20 protein-coding genes are annotated in these 24,454 nt (G+C 39.1%); 13 read left to right on the top strand and 7 right to left on the bottom strand.

Annotation, left to right across the window (positions count from 1 at the left end; all coding sequences use genetic code 11):
* Nucleotides 1-16: 16 nt before the first annotated feature.
* The 7 genes from DD649_RS06445 (at nt 17) to DD649_RS06415 (ending at nt 7,846) form a co-directional block, all read left to right on the top strand.
* Nucleotides 17-346, top strand: coding sequence for a YbaB/EbfC family nucleoid-associated protein (locus DD649_RS06445; RefSeq protein WP_294104854.1), 330 nt, complete (start codon nt 17-19; stop codon nt 344-346).
* Nucleotides 346-945 (top strand): recombination mediator RecR, encoded by a 600-nt coding sequence (gene recR, locus DD649_RS06440; protein WP_294104852.1) that lies wholly within the window; start codon nt 346-348, stop codon nt 943-945. Before DD649_RS06445 ends, recR begins: the two co-directional genes overlap by 1 nt.
* A gap of 435 nt (nt 946-1,380) precedes the next feature.
* Entirely contained in the window at nt 1,381-3,255 is a 1,875-nt protein-coding gene (htpG, locus tag DD649_RS06435; RefSeq protein WP_294104850.1) for a molecular chaperone HtpG, read from the top strand.
* Nucleotides 3,256-3,446: 191 nt separating this feature from the next.
* The gene (gene adk / locus DD649_RS06430) at nt 3,447-4,091 is read left to right on the top strand and encodes an adenylate kinase (protein ID WP_294104849.1); all 645 of its coding nucleotides are present in this window, start codon (nt 3,447-3,449) and stop codon (nt 4,089-4,091) included.
* Nucleotides 4,092-4,216: 125 nt separating this feature from the next.
* A complete protein-coding gene (gene hemH / locus DD649_RS06425; RefSeq protein WP_294104847.1) occupies nt 4,217-5,182 on the top strand; it encodes a ferrochelatase in 966 nt (321 codons plus the stop codon).
* A gap of 120 nt (nt 5,183-5,302) precedes the next feature.
* Entirely contained in the window at nt 5,303-6,424 is a 1,122-nt protein-coding gene (gene wzz(fepE) / locus DD649_RS06420) for an LPS O-antigen length regulator Wzz(fepE) (protein ID WP_294104845.1), read from the top strand.
* 108 nt (nt 6,425-6,532) lie between these two features.
* Nucleotides 6,533-7,846 (top strand): inosine/guanosine kinase, encoded by a 1,314-nt coding sequence (locus DD649_RS06415; protein ID WP_294104843.1) that lies wholly within the window; start codon nt 6,533-6,535, stop codon nt 7,844-7,846.
* Between the two features lie 350 nt (nt 7,847-8,196).
* Here the strand turns inward: DD649_RS06415 and eutH are convergent, their stop codons facing one another.
* A complete protein-coding gene (gene eutH, locus DD649_RS06410; RefSeq protein ID WP_294104840.1) occupies nt 8,197-9,447 on the bottom strand; it encodes an ethanolamine utilization protein EutH in 1,251 nt (416 codons plus the stop codon).
* A gap of 161 nt (nt 9,448-9,608) precedes the next feature.
* The gene (locus DD649_RS06405; protein WP_294104838.1) at nt 9,609-11,048 is read right to left on the bottom strand and encodes an FGGY family carbohydrate kinase; all 1,440 of its coding nucleotides are present in this window, start codon (nt 11,046-11,048) and stop codon (nt 9,609-9,611) included.
* Nucleotides 11,049-11,290: 242 nt separating this feature from the next.
* On the opposite strand from DD649_RS06405, the gene DD649_RS06400 reads away from it, so the two are divergent.
* The 4 genes from DD649_RS06400 (at nt 11,291) to DD649_RS06385 (ending at nt 15,177) form a co-directional block, all read left to right on the top strand.
* Nucleotides 11,291-12,691 (top strand): FAD-dependent oxidoreductase, encoded by a 1,401-nt coding sequence (locus DD649_RS06400; RefSeq protein WP_336429624.1) that lies wholly within the window; start codon nt 11,291-11,293, stop codon nt 12,689-12,691.
* Nucleotides 12,688-13,917: an FAD-dependent oxidoreductase gene (locus tag DD649_RS06395; protein WP_294104833.1), complete on the top strand. Its 1,230-nt coding sequence runs from the start codon at nt 12,688-12,690 to the stop codon at nt 13,915-13,917. The genes DD649_RS06400 and DD649_RS06395 overlap by 4 nt, the downstream gene beginning before the upstream one ends.
* A gap of 35 nt (nt 13,918-13,952) precedes the next feature.
* Nucleotides 13,953-14,729, top strand: a complete 777-nt coding sequence (locus DD649_RS06390) for a DeoR/GlpR family DNA-binding transcription regulator (protein WP_294104831.1) — start codon at nt 13,953-13,955, stop codon at nt 14,727-14,729.
* 106 nt (nt 14,730-14,835) lie between these two features.
* Nucleotides 14,836-15,177 carry a DUF1937 family protein gene (locus tag DD649_RS06385; RefSeq protein ID WP_294104829.1) on the top strand — a complete coding sequence of 114 codons (342 nt, stop codon included), beginning with the start codon at nt 14,836-14,838 and terminating at the stop codon, nt 15,175-15,177.
* Nucleotides 15,178-15,319: 142 nt separating this feature from the next.
* On the opposite strand, the gene ybaL is transcribed toward DD649_RS06385, so the two are convergent.
* Nucleotides 15,320-17,071, bottom strand: coding sequence for a YbaL family putative K(+) efflux transporter (gene ybaL / locus DD649_RS06380; RefSeq protein WP_294104827.1), 1,752 nt, complete (start codon nt 17,069-17,071; stop codon nt 15,320-15,322).
* Nucleotides 17,072-17,366: 295 nt separating this feature from the next.
* Entirely contained in the window at nt 17,367-18,590 is a 1,224-nt protein-coding gene (locus tag DD649_RS06375) for an MFS transporter (protein ID WP_294104825.1), read from the bottom strand.
* Between the two features lie 330 nt (nt 18,591-18,920).
* On the opposite strand from DD649_RS06375, the gene ushA reads away from it, so the two are divergent.
* Complete coding sequence (gene ushA / locus DD649_RS06370) at nt 18,921-20,591, top strand: bifunctional UDP-sugar hydrolase/5'-nucleotidase UshA (RefSeq protein ID WP_294104823.1); 1,671 nt, start codon at nt 18,921-18,923, stop codon at nt 20,589-20,591.
* 53 nt (nt 20,592-20,644) lie between these two features.
* On the opposite strand, the gene ybaK is transcribed toward ushA, so the two are convergent.
* The 3 genes from ybaK to DD649_RS06355 form a co-directional block, all read right to left on the bottom strand.
* Nucleotides 20,645-21,121: a Cys-tRNA(Pro)/Cys-tRNA(Cys) deacylase YbaK gene (ybaK, locus tag DD649_RS06365; protein ID WP_294104821.1), complete on the bottom strand. Its 477-nt coding sequence runs from the start codon at nt 21,119-21,121 to the stop codon at nt 20,645-20,647.
* Nucleotides 21,122-21,147: 26 nt separating this feature from the next.
* On the bottom strand, nt 21,148-21,948 hold the full coding sequence (locus tag DD649_RS06360; RefSeq protein WP_294104819.1) for a TraB/GumN family protein: 801 nt from the start codon (nt 21,946-21,948) through the stop codon (nt 21,148-21,150).
* Between the two features lie 113 nt (nt 21,949-22,061).
* Nucleotides 22,062-22,937 carry a hypothetical protein gene (locus DD649_RS06355; RefSeq protein ID WP_336429616.1) on the bottom strand — a complete coding sequence of 292 codons (876 nt, stop codon included), beginning with the start codon at nt 22,935-22,937 and terminating at the stop codon, nt 22,062-22,064.
* A 215-nt stretch (nt 22,938-23,152) separates the two neighbouring features.
* On the opposite strand from DD649_RS06355, the gene celB reads away from it, so the two are divergent.
* Nucleotides 23,153-24,436, top strand: coding sequence for a PTS cellobiose transporter subunit IIC (gene celB, locus DD649_RS06350; RefSeq protein WP_294104815.1), 1,284 nt, complete (start codon nt 23,153-23,155; stop codon nt 24,434-24,436).
* The last annotated feature ends 18 nt before the right edge of the window (nt 24,437-24,454 follow it).

Here is a 24,454-nt window from a genome sequence, read left to right as displayed (position 1 = left end):
AGTTGTGAGAAAAAATATGTTTGGAAAAGGCGGATTGGGTAACCTGATGAAACAGGCCCAACAAATGCAAGATAAAATGCAAAAGGTTCAGGAAGAAATCGCTCAACTGGAAGCAACGGGCGAATCTGGTGCAGGTTTAGTCAAAGTGACTATCAATGGGGCACATAATTGCCGCCGCGTTGAGATTGACCAAAGTCTTTTTGAAGATGATAAAGATTTACTAGAAGACTTGATTGCTGCTGCTTTCAACGATGCAGCTCGCCGTATTGAAGAAACCCAGAAAGAAAAAATGGCTGGCGTTTCAAGTGGTATGCAGTTACCACCAGGCTTTAAGATGCCATTCTAATGCAGACAAGTCCGCTTCTTGAATCATTAATGGAAGCGCTGCGCTGTCTTCCCGGAGTGGGACCAAAGTCAGCGCAGCGAATGGCTTTTCAGCTACTACAGCGTGATCGTAGTGGTGGGATGCGATTAGCACAAGCGCTGACACGGGCAATGTCTGAAATAGGGCATTGTCGTGATTGCAGAACATTTACAGAACAAGATGTCTGTAATATTTGTGATAATCCACGCCGTAAACAACAGGGGCTAATCTGTGTAGTGGAAAGCCCTGCGGATATCTATGCCATTGAACAAACAGGCCAGTTTTCAGGGCGTTATTTTGTTTTAATGGGGCATTTATCACCTCTTGACGGTATCGGTCCTATGGATATCGGTTTGGATAGACTAGAAGAGCGTCTTTCTTCTGAATCTATTACTGAGGTCATTTTAGCGACTAATCCAACTGTTGAAGGTGAAGCGACCGCTAATTATATTGCTCAAATATGTGGGCAATATGGCGTGATGGCAAGTCGCATCGCTCATGGAGTGCCGGTAGGTGGGGAGTTGGAGCTGGTAGATAGTACGACGTTGTCTCATTCTCTTTCCGGTCGCTCTCGGTTGTAAGGTCCTCGTCATACTTCGCGCTGTAGCGTTGTTGTCTTCATACGTTAACCCTAGTCACATACTTGTGTATGCTCCTAGGGCTTAACGTATTTGACGCCTAGCTACAACACGAATTATTTAGAGGATGTTGTTAAATATGATTTGCTAGAAAACTTCAAAAACTTCAAAAACTTCAAAAACTTCAAAAACTTCAAAAACTTCAAAAACTTCAAAAACTTCAAAAATTTCAAAAATTTCAAAAATTTCAAAAACTTCAAAAACTTCAAAATTTTAAAAAACCGTCAAAGCTTATCCTGTTATTTTAACTCTCTGCTTTTTATTGTGATTTGTGCAATTTTTTGTGTGGTGAGCTTGAATTCTCATTTTATGCCCCCAACTATTGGACTATCGATAAGTTAAAACTCTTCAATTAGATTAAAGATATAGAGGCCATTAATGAGTATGAAAGGACAGGAAACTCGCGGTTTCCAATCAGAAGTTAAACAACTGCTGCAATTGATGATCCACTCGCTTTATTCAAATAAAGAAATCTTTTTGCGTGAGCTTATATCAAATGCGTCAGACGCCGCAGATAAGCTGCGTTTTCGTGCACTTTCAAAACCTGAACTGTATGAAAATGATGGTGAATTGCATGTGCGCATCAGTGCCGATAAAGATAAAGGAACGTTAACAATCAGTGATAACGGTATCGGGATGAGCCGTGAAGAGGTGATTGATAATTTAGGGACTATTGCAAAATCGGGTACTAAATCATTTTTAGAATCATTAGGTAGTGACCAAGCCAAAGATAGCCAAATGATTGGGCAGTTTGGTGTTGGTTTCTATTCTGCGTTCATTGTGGCTGATAAAGTGACTGTACGCACCCGTGCGGCAGGTTCAGCCCCTGACCAAGGTGTTTTTTGGGAATCTGTTGGTGAAGGTGACTACACCATCGCTGATATCGAAAAAGAACAACGTGGTACAGAAATTACTTTGCATCTTCGAGAAGATGAAAAAGAATATTTAGATAACTGGCGCTTACGTTCAGTGATTAGCAAATATTCTGACCATATCGCATTGCCTGTTGAAATTGAAGATAAAAATGAAGAAGATGGCACAGTCACTTGGGAAAAAATCAACCAAGCAAAAGCACTGTGGACGCGTAATAAATCTGAAATTTCAGATGAGGAATATGTCGAATTCTATAAACATATTTCTCATGACTATGCTGACCCGTTGAGTTGGACCCATAATCGCGTTGAAGGTAAACAAGAATATACCAGCTTGCTGTATATCCCATCGAAAGCGCCATTTGATTTATGGAATCGTGACCAACAGCATGGCTTAAAACTGTATGTACAGCGTGTCTTTATTATGGATGATGCTGAACAGTTTATGCCTAATTACCTACGTTTTGTACGCGGTGTGCTTGACTCGAACGATTTGCCACTGAATGTCTCTCGCGAAATTTTGCAAGATAGCGCACTAACACGTAATTTACGTAGCGCGTTGACTAAACGTGTCTTGCAAATGTTAGAGAAAATGGCAAAAAATGATCCTGAAAAATACCAAGCTTTCTGGCAACAATTTGGCTTAGTCATGAAAGAAGGGCCTGCGGAAGATACAAGCAATGGTGAAGCGATTGCTAAACTTCTGCGCTTTGCGACAACGCACTCAGAAAGTAGTGTGCAAAATGTCTCTTTGGAAGACTATATAAGCCGTATGGTTGAAGGGCAGGACAAAATATACTTTATTACTGCTGATAGTTACGCTGCTGCGAAAGGAAGTCCACATTTAGAGTTATTCCGTAATAAAGGAATTGAGGTTCTGCTGCTATCTGATCGTATTGATGAATGGATGATGAATTACCTATCTGAATTTGATGGTAAACAGTTCCAGTCAGTTAGTAAAGCTGATGAGTCATTAGATAAATTAGCCGATGAAAATAAAGCAGAGTTAGAAGAAGCGGATAAACAATTAGCACCATTTGTAGAGCGTGTAAAAACCTTTTTAGGTGAACGCGTTAATGATGTGAAACTAACTCATCGTTTAACTGATACGCCAGCAATTGTAACGACTAATGCAGATGAAATGAGTACGCAGATGGCCAAACTATTTGCGGCAGCAGGGCAAGCAGCGCCTGAAGTTAAATATAACTTCGAGTTAAACCCAGCACATCCATTAGTTAAAAAGGCATCAGAAGTGACTGATGAATCTGTTTTCTCTGATTGGGTTGATGTACTTTTGGATCAAGCACTACTTGCTGAACGTGGCACGTTAGAAGATCCAAACTTATTCATTCGCAAAATCAATGAATTACTTTTGAAATAATTAAGTGACTCATTTTCGTTTTTGAACATAAACCACGTTTTAGCTTGTGCTTTAGCGTGGTTTTTTTCTTTTGCGAAGAAAGTTAAATGCGAAAACGTTTACGTGTCTTCTTGAGTCGAGCGCTATGCTAATGGTATGGTAGCTTGTTTTCTTTTCAAATTATAAAAAACTAAAAGCAAGGGGTTTACGCAATGCGTATCATTCTGCTCGGCGCTCCAGGCGCAGGCAAGGGCACTCAAGCTCAATTTATTATGGAGAAATTTGGGATCCCACAAATTTCAACTGGTGACATGTTACGTGCCGCTGTTAAATCAGGAAGCGAGTTAGGTAAACAAGCTAAAGATCTGATGGATAACGGCAAGTTAGTAACTGATGAATTAGTTATCGCGTTGGTTAAAGAGCGTATCAAACAAGATGACTGTCGTAACGGCTTCTTGTTGGATGGGTTCCCACGTACAATTCCTCAAGCTGATGCAATGAAAGAAGCAGGTATCACGGTTGATAGCGTTCTGGAATTTGCTGTACCTGATGATATTATTGTTGAACGCATTATAGGTCGTCGTGTACATGCACCATCAGGTCGTGTTTATCATGTTAATTTCAACCCACCAAAAGTTGAGAATAAAGATGATGTTACCGGTGAAGAATTAACAATTCGTAAAGATGACCAAGAAGATACCGTACGTAAGCGTTTAGTTGAGTATCATGATTTGACCGCACCTTTAATTGCTTATTATCAAAAAGAAGCCAAAGCGGGTAATACTCAATACTTTAAATTAGATGGCACGCGTAAAGTTTCAGAAGTGAGCGAAGAATTAGCTAAAATTCTCGGTTAATTTTAGAATTGATTATTAATAAAGGCAGCGATAACCGCTGCCTTTATTTTTGTGCCACTTGGTGTCAAAAATAGTTATTTATCTGTGATAAAGTTGGGAATGATTATCAATTAGGAGTAATTATAATGTTAGAAAAAAAAACCGGAATTCTGTTAGTTAATTTAGGCACTCCAGATGCCCCAACAACATCCGCAGTTAAACGTTATTTGGCCGAATTTTTGAGTGATATTCGTGTTATTGATCTTCCTCGCATTATTTGGAAACCCATTTTGCATGGTGCAATTTTACCTTTGCGTTCGTCTAAAGTGGCGAAACTATATCAATCAATTTGGCAAGAAGAGGGTTCTCCTTTATTAGTTTACTCTTTGCGTCAGAAAGAAAAATTAGCGCAATGTTTTCCTGAGATACCGGTTGAATTAGGCATGAGTTATGGTTCACCTTCAGTGAAAAGTGCGATAGATAATTTAATGAGCCAAAATGTTACTGATTTAATCGTATTACCGTTATATCCTCAGTATTCATGTACTACAACAGCGGCCGTCTATGATGCTGTGACGAAAGTATTTCAGAGGATGAGGACTATCCCATCTCTACAGTTTATTCGTAGCTATGCGACGCATCCTGCGTATATTCAAGCATTGGTTTCTTCTATTGAAAGCAGTTTTTCTGAACATGGTGAGCCTGATAGATTAGTGCTGTCTTTTCATGGCATCCCTCAGCGTTATTGTGATACAGGCGATATTTATCAGCAGGAATGTGAAAAAACGGCACAATTACTGAGAGAAGCTTTAGATTTTCCAAGTGAAAAAGTGTTATTAACTTATCAGTCTCGTTTTGGTCGTGAGCCATGGTTAACGCCTTATATGGATAAAACTATGCAGCAATTACCCGCAAAAGGCGTAAAATCCGTTCAGGTAATTTGTCCAGGATTTTCAGTGGATTGCTTAGAGACATTAGAGGAAATCAGCGAGCAAAATAAAGAATTTTTTATCAATAACGGCGGTACTAATTATCATTACATTCCTGCGTTAAATGATAGTCAAAATAGTATTGACATGCTTAAATTAATTATAAAAGGTGTAATTAAATAATCTATGGCTTAAATTAATACAATAATCTGCTGTTATCGATATATCAAAAATTTCAAAATTGACTATAATACTTATCTAGAACTTAATTATATAAAATATTATATGTCATTTGGAATTAATATGAGCAATGGTAAAGAATCACAAGGTGGCTTAAAACAGGCACTAGTGCAAAGCCCGCAATTCAATATGCAACCAAGTGATGAAATTGACTTAATGGCATTATTAGCAGTTTTGCTGAGGCATAAATTTCTAATAATTGCTTTTACAGTTGTAATGACAATTATAAGTATTGCTGTCGTCAGTTATTTACCACAAAAGTGGACGAGCACAGCCGTTGTGATCCCTCCAACGTCTGAAGAGATTCAAGAGATTAGTTCAATTGGCGCACAATTGAGTGTATTAGATATTAATATTGATTTAGGCGCACAACGTATATTCAATGTTTTCATTGATCAGTTTCGTTCGAAAGTAAATCAAGAAGCCTATGTGAGAAGTACTGATTATTATAAAAAGCTTTCACAAAAAATAGATTCAAAAGAAGAAGTGCTTAGCCAGCAAAGATTGGTTAATCAAATCATTGAGAATGGTATTCAACTTAAAGATAAATCAAAAGAGAAAAACAGTGATTCTACTGATATTGTTTTAACTTTTACTGCCCCTCAACCTATTGAAGCTCAAGACTTACTTGAAGGCTATGTTCGTTATACGGCTTCAAAAGTCAGAACGCAAATCAAAATAGAAATTGAAAATGCCATTGCTCGCCAATTGGTATATGCAACGGAATCTTTCAAGCAGGAAATTACTAAAATTCGTACTAAGTATGATGTTAAAGTTGAAAGATTAAAACGCGCTATTGATATTGCGAAAGCGGCAGGTGTGACAAAACCGATTTCGAGTGAAGCGGCTTCTATTATTGATGATCCTGATTATCCAATTGCATTGGGAACTGAAGCGTTAGAGCAAAAATTACTGATTGAAACACAAAATCGAGATATTGAATTAATGAGTGAAGACTTACAAAATCGTCAACACTATATTAATAATTTGAATGAGTTAACGAGCCAAGAATTAAATTTCACACCGGTGAAATTTATTCTAACGCCAGATTTACCGCTACGTAAAGACTCACCTAAATCTTCATTGATTGTTGCATTGAGCGCAATACTTGGATTTATTCTTAGTTGTGCTTTTGTGTTAAGTCGCGAAATGTTTCGTGATTACAGCAAACAAAATACACATTAAGTAAATTGCTAAATAATTAATAATGAAGCCAGCACCTTGAGACAAGGGTGCTGGTTTTCTTTTATCGTGCTAGAATAGACCAATGTTCCTTTTCTGATTTTTTTCATTATGAAATTCCCCGGTCAACGCAAATCAAAACACTATTTCCCTGTCAGCCTCAGAGATCCTCTTTTGCAACCAATTAAAGAGAGAATGAGCGAAGACGAAAATTGTAAATCTTATATTGTTGGTATCGATCAAACATTAGTGGATATAGAAGCTAAAGTTGATGATAAATTTATTCAGCGTTATCAATTAAGTAAAGGTCATTCATTAGTTATTGAAGACGATTCAGCTGAATCGCTTTATAAAGAGCTTACAGACAACGCATTGATTACTCATGAGTTTGCCGGTGGCACTATTGGTAATACACTACATAACTATTCTGTACTGGCTGATGATAAATCTGTATTGCTTGGAACTATGTGTAATAACATAGGGATAGGTAGTTATTCATATCGTTATTTGTGCCATACCTCTAGCCGCGTTAATCTTAACTATTTACAAGGTGTTGATGGACCTATTGGCCGCTGTTTTACGTTAATAACAGAAAATGGTGAGCGGACTTTTGCCATTAGCCCTGGTCATATGAATCGTTTGCACCCTGATAGTATTCCAGAAGATATTATCGCAAATGCATCTGCTTTGGTTTTAACAGCGTATTTAGTGCGTTGTAAGCCGGGTGAAACGATGCCTGAAGCCACAATGCAAGCAATCACCTATGCTAAAAAACATAATGTTCCTGTCGTGTTAACCTTGGGGACTAAGTTTGTTATTGCTCAAGATCCTCAATTTTGGCGTGACTTCCTAACAGAACATATATCTGTCGTGGCAATGAATGAGGACGAAGCATTAGAATTGACAGGCTTTAGTGACCCTTTGCTTGCTTCTAATATGGCATTAGATTGGGTTGACCTTGTTTTATGCACCGCAGGCCCTTCAGGGCTATATATGGCGGGTTATACTGAAGAAGCCGTCAAACGGGTGACTCAACATCCATTATTACCCGGTGCGATTGCTGAGTTTAATTTGTATGAGTTTAGCCGAGCTATGCGTCAGCAAGATTGCAAAGTCCCATTGAAAATCTTTTCTCATATTGAGCCTTATATGGGTGGGCCAGAGAAAATAATGAATACGAATGGTGCAGGGGATGGGGCTTTATCTGCATTGCTTCATGATATTACGGCGAACTCCTACCACCGCTCTAATGTGCCAAATTCAAGTAAGCATGAGCGCCAATACTTAACTTACTCATCATTAGCGCAAGTGTGCAAATATGCAAACCGTGTCAGTTATCAGGTTTTAACCCAACACTCGCCACGATTGACTCGTGGTTTACCTGAGAAAGAAGATAGCTTAGAAGAATCTTATTGGGAAAGATAAATTTATTATCGTGAGTGATTATTAGATGAGTTAATACTATTGAGTGTAATTGAATGCCCCAATGTTTAAATCAACATTGGGGCATTCAAGTTAATCACTATACTATTGCTGCTAGATTAGGTATTAACAAAAATACTTATTTGAAGGCTAAAATAGCCACTTAAGTTAGTTGAAATTAAATTAATCAAAAAAGTAGTATTATTGTTGAATAATTTTTAGTCATATTTGGATGGTGATATCAAATATGAGTGTTTATAAAAATTGATTATGAAATTTAACTTTAATTCGCCTATTTTTGATAATTAAAATTCGAGCGAGTCATTAACAATACATAAATATTATTAATATATTTAAGCTTGTTTAGTGAGCCCTAACTCCACATTTACTTTTGTGAATTCAATTTCTTTTTCATCTTCAATTTCGTAGCGTATTGCTTGTGGAACTGAAATTTTGATGGCAATGAAAACAGCCAAGAAACCACCAACTAGCTTACCTAATAAAATAGGTAATACGAGTGTCGGTTGAAAGTTAGCAGTAAAGGCTAAATGGTCGCCAATAGTTGCTTGAGCACAAACACCGAATGCTACACACAAAACTTTATCTCTTGCTTTCATATCTTTGAACAAATGATAGGTTGCAATGATATTCGCCATGACCATGATAAAGCCTAAAGAACCCGTATCGCTTAGTTTTAAACGGTTACTTAATGCACGGACTAATGGTTTACAATAGCGTTGAAATAGGTAGCAGATAGGAAATGTGCCTGCCAACATGATCCCGATATAACCTGCAATCTCAATCGCTCTAAACAACTCATTTTGGTCTGCAAATAGAGGATCAAATCCCCAAGCGCCAAACACTTTAGTAAATACACCTGTAAAGTGTTCAACAATTGAAAACGCCAATACAAGTTTAACGAATGCATCCATAATTTTACCAAAAATTAGGAAGCCTGTTACCATCAACATTGGGCGGTATTTAAGTCCTGCCGCTAATAAAAAGCAGAAAATAAATAATGGCATTAAGTATTGCAACATGGTTAGAAAGTCGAGCGCTATCTGATGAGTTGCAGGTGAGTTAGTTGAAATAATGTCTCTTACTGGGATATTGCTAAAAGTGATCAAAAGTAGTGATGCTAATACAGCAAATGGGATGGAAATCAAACCAGCCATTGCACCTAATGCTAGATATTTATGATCTTTACGGTTGAGCATGGTCAATCCAACAGGGATCAGATACACAATAGTTGCACCAGAGGTGTAGCCTATTAGCATCGCAGTGATCCACATATCTCGATTAGTAGTAAGAGCGTCTGCTAATTGGTAACCGCCCATATCAACCGCAATGATTGATAGGGCCGCGATAGAGACATCTGATCCTACTGATGAAAAGATAGGGCCAAGTACGTAAGAAATCAGTTGGGAAAGTAAAGGAACAGCAGCCATGATCCCTGCTTGGGCAAGGAATACGGGGCCAATTGAAAAAATACCGTTAACAAATTCTTTTCCAAGGTCGCTGGTGGGTCTTACTATTGATGCGACAGCGCCAATGATGGCTCCGCACATAATTAAGTAGATAATATAATTACCAAATTCAGCCATAGTAGGGTTTCCTTTTATTATTGTGTATAGCCGTAATGCTTCAAATTGCATGATTTTTTAATCAGTGTGGTTATACCCCATGCCTAAATCACTGGATTACTATGTGACTTTGGAGATAGCAGCATGTTGTTAACATACAACTTGAATTATTTTGCTTATATTTAGTGTCTTAATTGGCGAGAACGGGCGATGATGTCGCGATATTGCGCCATAACGCCTTGCATATTTGTCCCATCGGGACGCGTTATTGTGGAATTGCGTTTTACAGGCATTTCGTGGCTTATACCTAAACCTTTACGGGCTAGCAATGCAGCACCTAAAGCGGTGACTTCGCGATTTGCTGGCGATTCAATATTTTTTTGTAATAAATTGGCTAAAAATTGTTTAAAGTATTGATTTGATGATAATCCTCCATCAACAGAAATGGACTGACCTAACGGCGAAATTTTCTCCATTGCGAAAATAACTTCAGCTGAACGCGCCGCAATCCCTTCTAATACAGACTGCATCATATCTTTTTTATCTGTATCAAGTGAAAGACCCGCCCACATACCGGCAGCACTTCGATCCCAATAAGGGCAACCTAAACCCGATAAAGCAGGTACAAATGCTAGACCTCGTTGAATGGCAGATTCGGCTCTGAAGTCACTCAGTTCATCAAACTGATCAAATAAGCCTATTTTTCGAGCCCAGTTCACGGCTGAAGCGGCATTGTAAACACCACCATCAAGACCAAATACAGCAGCTTCTTTAGGAAATTTCCAACAAAGTGTGGGTAAAAGACCGGTCTCATGGGTTTGTGGAATTTCAGGGCCAGTGAGTGCTTGTAGGAAAGCGCCAGTACCAAATGTAATTTTGGCATCCCCTTTATTGCGACAGCCATGACCAAAAGTCCCCGCAAACTGATCGACAATAACAGCGGTAACTGGGGTTAAGTGCCCATCTAGATTAATTGCGCCAAAATTGCCAATATTATCGCTCAGCGTTGGAAGGCAATGGATAGGTACGCCAAAGATTTCACATAGTTGGGGATCCCATTCTAATGTGTGAATATTCAGTAATGAGGTACGCGATGCCGAATTGTAGTCTGTGACAAAAACGCCGCATAGTCTATCAAGGAAGAAAGCATCCATAGTGCCTAAGCGTAGTTTGTTCTTATCTGCCAGTGTTTTGGCGCCTACAACGTTTTTTATAATCCATCCCATTTTGCTAGCGGAGAAATAAGGGTCTAGCGGCAAGCCTGATTTTGACTGCACAATAGATTCAAAACCTGCATTTTTGAGTTCTTGGATCGTTTTTTCGGTACGCAGATCTTGCCAAACTATGGCATTGTAAAGCGGACGTTTGCTGTCAGCATCCCAAGCCACAATGCTTTCACCCTGATGAGCAATACCGATAGCATCAACAACTTCACAGCTATGTAGGCATTTAATAATATTTGCCAATATTTCTTCAGGGTCATGCTCTACCCAACCACTATTTAGCGTGATTTGCTTATGTGGGATACTCATCGGGGAGTGATAATGGCCACTTTCATCAAAAACCACGACCCGGGTTCCCGTTGTTCCCTGATCGATAGCAGCATAGCGTTGATTGAGCATCGCATTTCTTCCTAGTGTTATAAATGTTGTAAACTAGTCTGTTTTTTTGCTTACTATCGTTCAATCGGAAATAAAATCCACAAAAAACTCACAATAAGTTTCATGATTGTGATAAAAATCACAATAAAGTAACAGTGTGGGTGTTTTTTGGTTTATTACTTTAATTTGTGTTGTTTTGGTTATTGAGTTTGTGGTTATTGTGTGGTTTTATGTGTGAAAGTTTTAAGTAAAGGATTTCAGCCATGGATATTAATAATAAAAAAATTTGGGATGTCATTGTTATCGGTGGTGGTGTCATTGGTTGTGCAGTGACCCGAAAATTTACCTTAATAGGGGCTAAGACACTCTTACTCGAACGCGGTGGTGATATTTTATCGGGGGCAAGTAAAGCAAATAGTGCACTATTGCATACAGGATTTGACGCCACACCAGGGAGTCTCGAATTAGCCTGTATGCAAGATGGATATCGTGAATTCATTGATATTAGAGAAAAAATGAATTTACCGATATTAGAAACTGGGGCGTTAGTTGTTGCTTGGAATGATGAGCAACTGAGCAAACTCCCGAGTATTGTGGAACAAGCACACACTAACAACGTATTAGATGTGGCAATTATAGATAAAGACGAATTATATCGTAGAGAACCTCATTTAGCGGAAGGTGCGATGGCGGCTGTCACTGTTCCCGGAGAAGCGGTAATTGATCCTTGGAGCACTCCATTAGCTTATTTAACACAAGCCGTGAAACATGGGGCGCAGTATCATTTTCATAGTGAGGTGATATCGGGCTCATTAAGTGAGGGAATTTGGCATTTGTTGACATCAAAAGGTGAGTTTTCTGCCCGTTTAGTGATCAACTGTGCGGGTATTAATGGTGATATTGTGGAATCTATTTGTCATCCATCGCCATTTCAAATCAAACCGCGTAAAGGACAGTTCTTAGTTTATGATAAAGCTGCGGCGGCAGACATTAATGCCATTATTCTACCTGTGCCGACTGCGATAACTAAAGGTGTACTGTTATCAAAAACAATATTTGGTAATTTATTACTAGGGCCAACGGCTGAGGAACAAGAAGATCGTTGGAAAGCGGAAGTCAAAGAAGAGGTGCTGCAAGACTTGATTGAACAAGGTTCGCGCTTGTTACCTTCCTTGCATAATTATAGCGTTACCGCGACTTATGCAGGCTTACGTCCAGCAACAGAAGAAAAATATTATCGTATTAATGATTACCCTGAAAAACAGTGGCTGTGTGCTGGTGGAATTCGTTCTACGGGGTTGACTTCAGCGTTGGGGGTGGCTAATTATTTGAGCCAACTTTATCAAAAAAACTTTACGCCTTTATTTGAATTATCTCCGCCAGATGCGTTGATATGGCCAAAAATGCCAATGATTTCAGAATATCATCAACGTGATTACCAATGTAAAAGTAATGGTGGGATTGTCTGTCACTGTGAGTTAGTTACTCAAAGAGAAATCGAAGCCACATTTGATTCGGATATTCCCCCTGAATGTTTAGGCGCACTTCGACGTAGAACACGTGTCATGATGGGGCGCTGTAATGGATTTTATTGTAGTAGTCAGGTAGAAGAAATTATTAATTCTCGCTTCGATAACACACTCGCAGTGGAGGCGGTGAAATGAATTTGAATTACGATGTTATTATTATTGGTGCAGGACCTACAGGGTTAGCGGCAGCACAAACATTACGTCGTCGCGGTATTCACAATATTGCTATCATAGAGCGTGAAGAGCATGCCGGTGGAGTTCCTCGTCATTGTCAGCATCCTACATTTGGTTTGTTAGCATTTAAGCGTCCAATGAAAGGCAATAAATTTGCACAGGCCCTTATTAAACGTGTGGGTGATACTCAAATTTATACGCGCAGTACCGTAGTAAGTTTTCAACCTAATGGAATACTGACCGTGTCAATGTCAGACGGAATTGTTGAAATGCATGCAAAGCGTGTGTTAGTCGCCACTGGTGTGCGCGAAACGCCTCGCCACCCACGATTAGTCACGGGCTTACGTCCTCAAGGAATACTTACCGCAGGAGCATTGCAGCAATTTGTCTATTTGAAAGGTAAAAAACCTTGTCGTAACCCTGTGATTGTGGGAAGTGAACTTGTCAGTTTTTCCGCATTGTGGACCTTGAAAAATGCAGGTGTAAAAGCACAAGGTATGATTGAAAGTGGTTCACGCATTCTTGCTTATAAACCTGCGGTATTATTTGCAAAAGCAATGGGTACGCCTGTGTACCTGAATAGTAAAATTACCCAAATTGGTGGCCTTGAACGCGTTGAATATGTGGTAGTCGAAACCGCAGGGCAATCTCACAAAATTATGTGTGATTCCATTATTTTTACGGGGGGATTTGTTGGGGAAAATACTTTAATTCGTAAAAGTCATCTTGATTTTGACGCGAACACAGGTAAGCCCGTTACTGATCAATATGGGCATTGTTCAGATATACATTATTATGCTGCGGGTAATATGCTGCATCCTGCGGATATGGGCGACCAATGCTATCAAGAAGGTCTCATTATTGGAGGCCATATAGCAGATGATATTTTAGCTCATCACCATAAGTTATCGATTAATAATACGGTAAGATTACCCGTTAGTATTGGCTCTTCGATTCGCTTTAGTGTGCCTGCCTGTATTGATTTATCAGTGATGAATATGGATAAAACTGATTTTAATATTCAAGTTAAACACGCTATTACCGGTACTGTCAAAGTTATGGCTGGAGATTATATTTTGTATGAGAAACATCATCGTTGTTTGCCTACAAGACGTATATTGCTTAAAGGCATCGATTTAACAAAAATTCAACCGGATGCTACTGAAATTCGTATCACTGTTGTATAGTGCTGAAAATGTTAAATAGTTATAAAGGTAAATAGATGAGTGAGGGGCGTTCTTCAAAAGTACGACATCAAGCCATTATTGAATTATTATCAACTCATGGTCAGGTGTATGTGCAAGAGCTTGCTAAGTATTTTAATGTTGCACAAGAAACAATTCGTCGCGACCTCAGTAAGCTTGAAACTCAAAAATTATTGAAAAAAGTCCATGGTGGTGCCGTTAATATTCAATCCAAATTTGAGCGTAATTTTACAGAAAGAGCTCAAGTTGCCGTTGATGAAAAAAAAGCAATAGCTTTTCAAGCCGCGAAATTAATTAAGCCGGGTGATACGCTGTTTATTGATTTTGGCACAACAACTTTTGAGTTTAGCCAGCGGGTTAAATTAATCGATAATTTAACGGTTATTACTAATTCCCCTTTGCTTGCCAATACATTGCAGGAAAATCCAACAATTGAAACAATTCTAATTGGTGGACAATTTAATGCGATGCAAAATGCCTGTTTAGGTGTTATTGCACTGAAAAATATCGCTGAGTTTTTTGCTGATTATGCCGTTATTGGTGTTGGCGCAATTCATTCATTACATGGCGTGATGGATCAACATGTTGATGAAGCGGCTATTGCACAAAAAATGATGGAAAATAGCGATAAATTAATTGTTTTAGCCGATGGTACTAAAGCAAATAAGCATGCAATTAACTTTGTAACGGGGTGGGATAATATTGATTTTTTAGTGACAACCTGCAAAGACTTTAAATTATCTGAAAATAAAAAACGACCAAAAACAAAAATTATTATTGCTGAAATTGAATAAGAGTTAATTTTAAAAATCGTTAATACAAACCTATGAAGAACAATATTAATATTCCTTCATAGGTTTACTGTACTCAAAATTTGTTATTTTATAACCAGGAAATTATATGAAAATCTATTTTATTGCTTGCCCATATTCAGACCCTGATAGCAATGTGGTTGAAATGCGCTTTCAAGAATGTACTAAGGTTGCCGCTGAATTGGCATTAAAAGGCATCGCAACTTATAGCCAAATTACTATTACACACCCAATTAACCAATATCTTGCAACACAGAATAAAAAAGTCGCTTGGTCATCTATTGATATGGCATTTTTAGATCGCTGTGATGGCTTAATTGTATTGACGCTCCCGGGATGGGAGAAAAGTGGTGGTGTTGCTGCTGAGATTCAATTCATGAAGGATAAAGGATTACCTGTTTGGACCTATGATGAGTTTATTACACAATAAACAGTCATTTTTGGAGCTTAGGGAATAAAGTTACTTATTGTGTTACTAATAACTTTAATTAACAAAGAATAAACTATTAATTGAGTTTGGATAAAAAAGGGAAGCCATCTGGCTTCCCTAAATTTATTAAACTAAGTGATAATTAGTGAATTGGTTTTAGATATTCATCTAAATTTTTACCTTCACCTTTATCATTATTATCGCTATCAGTATCGTCATTAATAGTACAGCCGAACTCTTCGACGTCATTACACATAAATGTTGCCATTGATTTAGCAATTTCATGTTCACCGATAATAATATGGTCCGCTCCACGCTCTTTTATGAAGCTAACTTCATCATCGTAGTGAGCACGGACAATCACGATAACATTAGGGTTTAGTTCTTTAGCTGTTGCCACAATTTCACCAGCTTCATAACCATTAGGAATGGTCACAAGTAAGGTCTTAGCACATTCAATACGCGCTAAGCTAATGGTTTCTTTGTTTGCTCCATTACCTAAGATTGCGCTAAATCCATTTTCGGCAAGACCTTCAAATCTAGCTCGAGTGTCCTCAACGACAACCAGTGGGATATTTTTTCTACGTAGTTTGTCCGCTAGCATCCCACCGACACGTCCATAACCAACAATAATGGCGTGACCACAGATATCGACAGGAACTTGAGTTTCATCTTCTAAGGTTTCTTCAAGAAGCTGCTCTTCGATAGTTTCTGTTCTTTCAAGATACTTATCTAATAAGGTAAATAAGATAGGGTTAAGCATGATAGAGACAATTGCACCTGCTAATACAAGGTTTTGAGCGTCTTTATCCATCACACCGAGTGCTAATCCCATACCTGCTAAGATAAAGGCAAACTCACCGATTTGTGCAAGACTGACTGATATGGTTAGTGCTGTTCGCCGTGAATGACCAAACATGCGTACAAGCACCAATGCTGCGGCTGACTTACCGATAATGATAATCGCAAGTACACCTAAAATACCCAGCGGTTGCTGTAATAGTACCATTGGGTCAAATAGCATACCGACAGAAACGAAAAACAGTACGGCAAATGCATCGCGTAGCGGTAAGGTATCTTGAGCAGCACGATGGCTAAGCTCAGATTCATTCAATACCATTCCGGCAAAGAAAGCACCAAGGGCAAATGAGGCATCAAATATTGCCACCGCCGCATAAGCTATACCTAATGCAAGAACAAGGACGGCTAAGGTAAAGAGCTCGCGGGAACCCGTTGAAGCAGTGCGCGATAAAATCCATGGGATCACTTTACGGCCAATAACAACCATAAGAACAATAAAGGCAACAACTTTACCAACTGTCCAAGCAAGTCCGAGGATAAGCTCGCTAAAGCTTGCGTCATCGGTATTCATGATGGCAGCAGCAGCAGGTAATAGTACAAGAGCTAGCACCATGGCTAAATCTTCAACTATTAACCAACCAATGGCAATTTGTCCGCGCTGACTTTCTATTAGTTGTCGTTCTTCTAAGGCTCGAAGTAGTACAACGGTACTGGCGGTAGACAAACAGAGTCCAAAAACAATACCAGTAAATATTCCCCAGCCAAATAACATGGAAAGGCCGAGGCCTAATATCGTTGCGACCGCTATTTGTGCCACTGCGCCGGGGATGGCAATCGCTTTAACTGCGAGCAAATCTTTAAGTGAAAAGTGAAGGCCAACCCCAAACATTAATAGGATAACACCTATTTCAGCGAGCTCTGGTGCCAGGGTGGTGTCGGCGACGAATCCAGGTGTAAAAGGACCGGCTAGTACACCAGCCGCTAAATAACCAACTAAAGGGGAAATTTTTAATCGTTGAGCTATCATTCCTAACAAATATGCAAGGGCGAGACCACCAACAATGGTTGTAATTAAGGGCGTTGAATGCTCCATTTAGTCTCCTCTGGGTCGTGAATAAAAAAGGTGGGTACATGCCTTTGACTTTTAAAATGACGGTGATGCATTGACTATCATTTTGAAATACAAATTTCATGTTTAGGTATTTTATCTTTTTTTGAGATAAATTGCCTTAAAAAAATGCAATGTTTTTAAAAAAAAAGCGGACTAGAGGTGATAAATAGTTTAAAGGTTTGAGTTTTTGAGATTTAGGGCTGATATTTGAGTCAAATATAGCTGTAGTAACCCATACTTATGTTTTGATAAGTATGGGTAAAATAAGAAAATAAAACTATTTATTACCAATATTTGGTAGTAACACTGTGAAAATACCAAGTAATGGTAGAAAGGCGCAATATTGATAAACTTGTTCAATACTGGTTTGGTCTGCAACATACCCGAGTACTGCTGCGCCAACACCACCCATGCCAAAGGCTAGTCCAAAAAAGAGGCCTGAAACCATTCCTGTTTTACCGGGGATCAGGTCTTGGGCATAAACTAGGATCGCTGAAAAAGCAGATGCTAATATCAAGCCAATGATCACAGTGAGTACGCCTGTCCAATAGAGCGATACGTGAGGTAAAATTAAGGTAAATGGCGCAACACCAAGTATAGAAAACCAAATAACATACTTACGACCAATTTTGTCACCGATAGGGCCACCAATCATAGTGCCTGCAGCAACAGCAAATAAAAATACAAAGAGGTGAATTTGGGCATTTTGAACCGAAACACCGAATTTATCGATTAAATAGAATGTGTAATAGCTGCTAATGCTCGCTAAATAAAAGTATTTAGAAAAGATTAATACCAGCAGGACAGCCAAAGAGCCGATTACTGCCTTGCGCGGTAAAACTTTAATATTAGCGTCATAAGTGCTCTTTTTATTTGCTGTGCGGTGTTGTTGCTTATACCAGCTACTAACCTGTAATAGAATGACAATCGCCAGTAGTGCGGCAAGTGAAAACCAACCAATATTGCCTTTGCCGTAAGGTTCAATAATCAGCGCTGCAAGTAATGGGCCTAATGAAGCCCCTAAATTTCCCCCAACTTGAAAAAACGACTGGGCAAGACCGTGACGTCCACCAGATGCCATACGTGCGACGCGAGACGATTCAGGGTGAAATACGGATGATCCAGTTCCCACTAGCGCCGCCGCTAATAAAATCATGGGGAAAGTTTCAGCCATCGCTAGTAGTATTAATCCTGAAAGGGTGAAGGTCATGCCAATGGGTAAGGAATAGGGCTGTGGGTGCTTATCCGTGTAATAACCAATTATTGGCTGTAGTAATGATGCCGTAATTTGATAAGTTAGGGTTATCATTCCTATTTGAACAAAACTCAGCGAGAAATCAGCTTGCAACAATGGATAAATCGCTAGGATTAGCGATTGGATCATGTCATTTAACAGGTGAGAAAAACTGATTGCGGTGAGAATACTAAAAACAGTTTTCCCTGTTTTGCTCGACGGTTTCGGTGGACTGATGTTGTTTGGTGTTGTGGTCTGCTCACTCATAATTATCAACTTATTATTGTGTTATATAATTGTTATCAATATATCCGATATTCTTGGCATACTTCAAGTTAGTGGTTATATTCAATCTCGATCATCTACAGCTTGTCTATAATTCGCCGTATTTCACCTATATTTAAATGAAGAAATAAGAAGTTTCAAAAAGCATAACAATGAATTATTTGAAGTAGATCTCATTTTTATGAAACGAATTTCTTATTATGCAAGAGGTATCAAATCTTGCTCAAATTTTTATGCTATAAAACAGAACTCGATTACTCACTATAATCTACACACACTGTAGAAAATTCCTATATCAGCAGGGAGAAATGTATGAAGTTTACATTTAAGGCATCAGTATGTGCGTTAACTGTGTCTTTGGCGCTATTACCAGCGGCATTGGCAAACGCATGGGAAAAAGATAAAGCCTATAATATTACTATTTTACATACGAATGACCATCACGGGCACTTTTGGCACAATGATAATGGAGAGTATGGTTTAGCGGCACAAAAAACGGTTGTTGATGAAATCCGTGATGAAGTTGCTAAACAAGGCGGCAGTGTATTACTGCTATCTGGTGGTGATATTAATACAGGTGTTCCTGAGTCTGATCTGCAAGATGCAGAACCTGACTTTAAAGGGATGAATTTAGTGGGTTATGATGCAATGGCACTGGGCAACCATGAATTTGATAATCCACTTGAAATATTGCGCCAACAAGAAAAATGGGCTACTTTCCCATTCCTTTCCGCTAATATTTATCAAACTAGTACCGGTAAACGTCTATTTAAGCCTTATCAAATTTTTGATAAGCAAGGTGTGAAAATTGCGGTGATGGGGCTGACAACGGATGATACTGTTCGAATTGGTAATCCGGCTAATTTCCCTGATGTTGAATTTCGTGTTCCAGCAGAAGAAGCCAAAAAAGTTGTTGATGAGCTTCGTGAAACTGAAAAACCAGATATTATCATTGCGGCAACCCATATGGGACATTATGACAATGGTAATCACGGTTCAAATGCACCCGGCGATGTGGAAATGGCGCGTAGTTTACCTGCGGGCTATTTAGATATGATTGTGGGTGGACACTCACAAGATCCTGTTTGTATGTCAAAAGAAAATAAAGATTACAAACAAGCTGATTATGTACCGGGAACACCTTGTGCACCTGATAACCAAAATGGCACTTGGATTGTTCAAGCCCATGAATGGGGTAAATATGTAGGTCGTGCTGATTTTGAATTTAAAAATGGCAAATTCACACTAAAACATTATCAATTGATCCCTGTAAATTTAAAGAAAAAAGTTACTAAAGAAGATGGGACGACTGAGCGCGTCTATTACACTCAAGAAATTGCACATAATCCTGAAATGACTAAATTGTTGACGCCTTATCAAGAAAAAGGTGACACACAACTTGGCGTGAAAGTAGGTTCAGTTGACGGTAAATTAGAAGGTGATCGTAGTAAAGTTCGTTTTGTCCAAACTAACATGGGTCATTTGTTGTTAGCGGCACAAAAAGAGCGTGCGGGTGCTGACTTTGCCATTATGAGTGGTGGTGGTGTTCGTGATTCAATTGAAGCTGGTGAGATAACATATAAAGATGTGCTGAAAGTTCAGCCATTTGCCAATGAATTGGTGTATGTTGATTTTAAAGGTGATGAAGTCATTCCTTATCTGCAAGCGGTTGCCAATATGAAACCTGACGCGGGCGCTTATGGACAATTTTATAATGTTAATCTGACATTAAATGCAGATGGCACTATTAGCGATGTTAAGATTGATGGTAAACCTGTAGATACATCAAAAACTTATCGCATGGCGACATTGAACTTTAATGCTATCGGTGGCGATGGTTACCCTAAAATTGATAATCATCCAAACTATGTAAATACCGGTTTTGTTGATGCAGAAGTGCTTAAAGGCTACATTGAGAAACATTCTCCATTGAAAGCTTCTGATTATGAGCCGAAAGGTGAGATTGTTTATAAAAATAAATAATCAGCAGTAATAGATTGATATTCAAAGCCCCAGAGATGGGGCTTTTTGCTAGGTTAGTCTTTTTTTATCTCCGCAAAAGTCGCGTTTAATACCTCAGCAAGGGCATTTGGCGCTAATTCAATGTCAAGTCCGCGTTTTCCACCTGAAATAAACATCGTGTCATATTGTTTGGCCTGGCTATCAATAACGGTAGGCAGACGTTTTTTCTGACCAAGAGGGCTGATCCCACCGAGTAAATAGCCCGTTGTTTTTTGTGCTATTTGCGGGTCGGCCATTTCGACTTTTTTTACTTTGAAGACTTTAGCTACCAGTTTTAAGTCCAATTGACCAGAAACCGGTGTGACTGCGACTGCCAGCGTTTTTTGATCGCCATTTAATGCCACTAACAAGGTTTTAAATACCTGTTTAGCATCTAACCCTAATTTATTGACGGCTTCATCACCAAAGTTATGCTCATTTGGGTCATGGTCGTAAGGGTGTAAGATAAATTGAATTTTATGTTTTTCGAGTAATTTTACTGCGGGTGTCATATTTATACCTGCTATTTTCTAATCAACTACTTACGTAAATAATCAACAAGGCTGCCTTCACCAAATAGGTGCAAAGCACCAACAGCCACCACATAGTTTCCATCTGGTAGTGCTTTTAATTTTTCACTCCAAGCTTGGTTGCGCTTAACCATTAAGGCTTGGTAAACATCTTCACTGAAGGTATTGGGCAATGTCGCACAATGATTAGGTTGATAATCAAGCCACCAGCTAATCATGGTTTGTAAAGAGCGTGCATTCGCTCGCCAATGGACAAGGGAGTCTTGTAATAGCGCTAAACCTTGATTCGGTAGCTTGAGCAGTAGCTCAATTTGCGAATCAGTTCCTTCAAGTTCAATCATTTCTTTTTGTTGCGATTGAGCGCTGCGTAAGAGTTGATAGTCAATGCCATAGTAACCCCTTAAACCCAGTTCTTGAGCTTGAGTCGCCTGCAAAATCAGTGCAATTTGCCAAGCGGGCAGTCTATCGAATTGGCTTGGTTCTTGGCGAATTTCCTGACAATACTGTAAAAACAACGCATACTCTTCTTTGGTAAGTCGTTCTTCTACCTTCACCTGTGCTGCGGCTTGTGAGGGGAAGGGGGAATAATTATCGGTAATATCTGCTTCTACAATCAACGCATCCGCTTGGTTGAGTTTTTCTAAAAGTACCGCAGATAAAGGAAACATGTTTTCTGTTCCCATATGAATGCTACCGACAATATGCAGTTTTAGTTTTTTTGATAAACGAATATCAGCAGCAGGATAGGGATATACTGGTGCGACTTCAGTATGTAGCCAATTTTTCAAATTTTCGAGTAGCTTTCCCATGTGTAACCCACCGACTTTAAGTTTCAGTTGCTTAGGTTAAACAATCTTGGGTGGATTTGCGAATAACTCAAGGGATTATTTCCTTTCTTTACGTGTTGTTCTGTTTACTATAATCATAAGTGGCTATTTTGACGCCAGAACTCTGCTGGTGTTAAACCGCCCAATTTCTTTTGAGGCCAGTGCGCGTTATGGTGAAGGATAACGCTTGATAAAAACTCGGCTACAGTTAGGTTTTGTGCCGCAGGTATTAGCGTAGAAAATGGTATTTCAAGTCGTATTGATGCCTCATTTTCAACATCAAAATAACTTAAGTTGAGATTCTGTTGGCTACACCATTGTTGCAATGGGTGCTCTTCAAATACAGATTCTAAAAATAGCGTTTTATTTTCAGTCTCAAGACTTTGTATAGCAGCCGGTAAGCTGGGTTGTATTTCATTTAACCAATTGACGACGAGTTGTGCAGATATTCCTTGAAAGATTGCGATGCACAAATAGCCGCTGACCTGTTCTTCTAACCAGAGTAAATGAAGTTGCCCATCATCTTGAGGTAGTAAATTCAATCGACGATAGCGTAATTTCAATGTTCCGCAATGCAGGCCACTGTTCAAGGCTTTTTTCCCTTTTAAAACTCGGGTGCCAAGAATATTCATATGAACCATATTCCCCTTTTTCAGCATCCTATCTAAACTTGCCCGTGAAATAGCTTGTCCCATGCCATCATTAACATAAGTGATGAGCTCATCCAGAGGTAAAACAAAGTGTGTTCTTAGCCAAAGGGCTAGATTAATTTGTTCTTGTCTCATTACCTTGTGTACATTTCGTGGGGTGGATTTCTGATCCTCAACATCTTGCCTTATGCGCCAACGTCGTACGGTAGAAACCGAAATACCTAATTCTTTAGCAAGCTCGCGGTCACTTTTGTCTGACTGTTGCAGGTAGCGGCGAACTCGAGGTGTCGTTGTCGCGTTAGCATGTAATTTTATTTCCATCTCAAACTCCTCTTCTAAATGAGGTGGTATTCAATCTTATGAGACTAGTTTATTTGGTACTAAATACTGTGACGTATCGCAACTTTATTTAAATTGCCTTAGGCAATAATCAAAACGCTGGCAAATAGACAGATAATTAACCAAAACAACGTAACTAAAATGCTCAATAACTTTCGTCTGTTATATCCAATATCGCCTTTTATGGGAGATTTACCATGAGTAAGGTACTTGATTACTTAGAAGCTAAGCTGATGCCATTAGCTGCAAAAGCTGCATCACAACGGCATTTATGCGCAATTCGCGGGGCTTATGTCTCTTTTATGCCATTTATCATCGTCGGCTCGGTGATGCTAATTATTTCGTCCTTTCCGAATCAGGCCTATCAACAATTTATGAGTGGTATTTTTGGCGAGAGCTGGACCAGTATTGTTGAAATCCCTTTTAATGCCGTATTTTCGACTATGTCGTTATTTATCAGCTTTATGGTCGCGTACCGTTTAGCGGAGCATTATGAGGAAGACCAAGTTTCTTGTGGAATTTTGGGTTTGATCTGTTTTTTAATTTTGACCCCTTTTTTAAAAGCAGAATCATTAGGGAATGTCACTGTAATCTCGACTGAATGGATTGGTAGTAAAGGTCTGTTTGTAGCGATGATTGGTTCATTAATATGGACTGAACTTTTTTGCTATATCAAACGCAAAAAATGGGTGATCAAAATGCCAGAAGGCGTTCCACCTGCTGTTCAAGAATCTTTTGCGGCACTGATCCCTGCGTTATTGGTGGTGATTTTAGTGTTAGCAATCCGTACTTTAGTTGCCCAAACCAGCTATGAAACAGTTCATCAATTTATTTATCAAACGCTTGCAACACCGATGCGCCACTTTGGGACTTCATATTTTGGTGCGCTGTTAACTGGGTTGAGTATTACTTTGTTATGGTCTGTAGGAATAAATTCAGGATCGATGGTCAACGGTATTATTCGTCCACTTTGGATGGAAAATCAGACAGACAATATTGCCGCTATTCAAGCTGGTGTAACACCTCCTCATGTTATTACAGAACAATTTTTTGACATGGTTTGGATGGGTGGGGCAGGAGCGACCTTATCTTTAGTGATAGCAATGCTGATTTTTGCGCGTAGTAAAAGTATTCGTGAAGTTGGACGAATAGGGGCTGGCGCTTCAATTTTCAACATTAATGAGCCGATCCTCTTCGGGCTACCTATCATTATGAACCCGATTATGTTGATCCCATTCAATCTCGTCCCACTCGTGCTTATCACGACGCAATATATCGCAATGAGCCTAGGAGCTGTGGCTTCAACGACCGGGGTGTTTATTCCATGGACATTGCCACCGGTAATTAGTGGTTTCATCGTCACGGGGCATATAAGCGGCAGTATTATGCAAATTATTAATTTATTGATTGGCGCGATGATCTATTTACCCTTCTTGCGCATCATTGATAAACAGTATTTAGCCACTGAACAGAAAGTATAATTTGTTGTTTTATTAGAA

Origin of the sequence: Providencia sp., from assembly GCF_003533305.1 — a bacterium.
Classification (GTDB): Bacteria; Pseudomonadota; Gammaproteobacteria; order Enterobacterales; family Enterobacteriaceae; genus Providencia.
The sequence above is the reverse complement of the archived record's forward strand: the minus strand, read 5'-3'. Positions and strand labels throughout refer to the sequence as shown.